The 1295-nt window shown below is 68.4% G+C and carries 2 protein-coding genes; both read left to right on the forward strand.

Going from position 1 to position 1295, the window contains the following annotated elements:
• Positions 1 to 245: 245 nt before the first annotated feature.
• A complete protein-coding gene (locus IG98_RS46225; RefSeq protein WP_245651976.1) occupies positions 246 to 1070 on the forward strand; it encodes a chitinase in 825 nt (274 codons plus the stop codon).
• Between the two features lie 32 nt (positions 1071 to 1102).
• A partial coding sequence (locus tag IG98_RS51760; protein WP_245651977.1) for a cellulose binding domain-containing protein occupies positions 1103 to 1295 on the forward strand: 193 nt, incomplete at its 3' end.

The following is a 1295-nucleotide window of genomic DNA, read 5'->3' on the forward strand; positions in this document are numbered from 1 at the left end:
GGTGTGCGAGGCGCACACCTACACGGTGGCGGCGTACAACTCCGCGGGTGAGGGCCCGAAGAGCGATCCGGCCGCTGCCACCACCACCGGCTGCACCACGGGCGTCCCGGGTAAGCCGGGTGTGGTGTCGGCGACGGGTGGGGCGAACAGTGTGGCGTTGTCGTGGGGGGCGTCGTCGGGTTCGGTGACCGGTTATCGGGTGGCACAACTTCGACAACGCGGCGGTCGAGCTGCGGCTGTCGGCGGTGCCCAACGAGTACGACCTGGTCGCGGTCTCCTTCGGCGAGGCCACCGCCACCCCGGGCGAGGTCGTCTTCGGCGTGGACCCGGGCCTGTCGGCCTCCCTGGGCGGCTACACCGACGCCCAGTTCAAGACCGACGTGCAGACCCTCCACTCCCGCGGCAAGAAGGTCATCCTCTCGGTCGGCGGCGAGGCCGGTCGGGTACAGGTGGCGAGCACCGCCGCCGCGACCAAGTTCGCCGACACCGTCTACGCCCTGATGCAGAACTACGGCTTCGACGGCGTCGACATCGACCTGGAGAACGGCCTCAACGCCACCTACATGGGCCAGGCGCTGCGTGCGCTGCGGGCCAAGGCCGGCGCGAACCTGATCATCACGATGGCGCCGCAGACCATCGACATGCAGTCCACCGGCGCCGAGTACTTCAAGCTGGCGCTGAACATCAAGGACATCCTCACCGTCGTCCACACCCAGTACTACAACTCCGGCTCCATGCTCGGCTGCGACCAGATGGCCGCCTACTCGCAGGGCACCGTCAACTTCATGACCGCGCTGGCCTGCATCCAGTTGGAGAACGGCCTCCGCCCCGACCAGGTGGCGCTCGGCCTGCCCGCGGGACCGGGCGCGGCGGGTGGCGGGATCGTCGCCCCCGCACTGGTCAACCAGGCCCTGACCTGCCTGGCCACCAGGACCAACTGCGGCGGCTTCGTGCCGCCGCGTGCCTACCCCGAGATCCGCGGCGCGATGACCTGGTCCATCAACTGGGACGCCAGTAACGGCTGGAACTTCTCCAGGACCGTCAAGCCGCACCTCGCGACCCTGCCCTAAGCCTCCGAACATCCCCCAACCGAGGAAGAAGCATGAGAATTCGACGAACGCTGACCGCGGTTCTGGCCGTGCTCGGCATGTCACTCGGCCTGTCAACGGTCGCGGCCCCGGCCTTCGCGGCATCCCCCACCGCGGTCTTCACCAAGGTCTCCGACTGGGGGACCGGCTTCGAGGGCAAGTACACGATCACCAATGGCGGTACCACCACGATCAACGGCTGGTCGG

It is taken from the genome of Streptosporangium amethystogenes, assembly GCF_000721075.1.
Classification (GTDB): domain Bacteria; phylum Actinomycetota; class Actinomycetes; order Streptosporangiales; family Streptosporangiaceae; genus Streptosporangium; species Streptosporangium amethystogenes.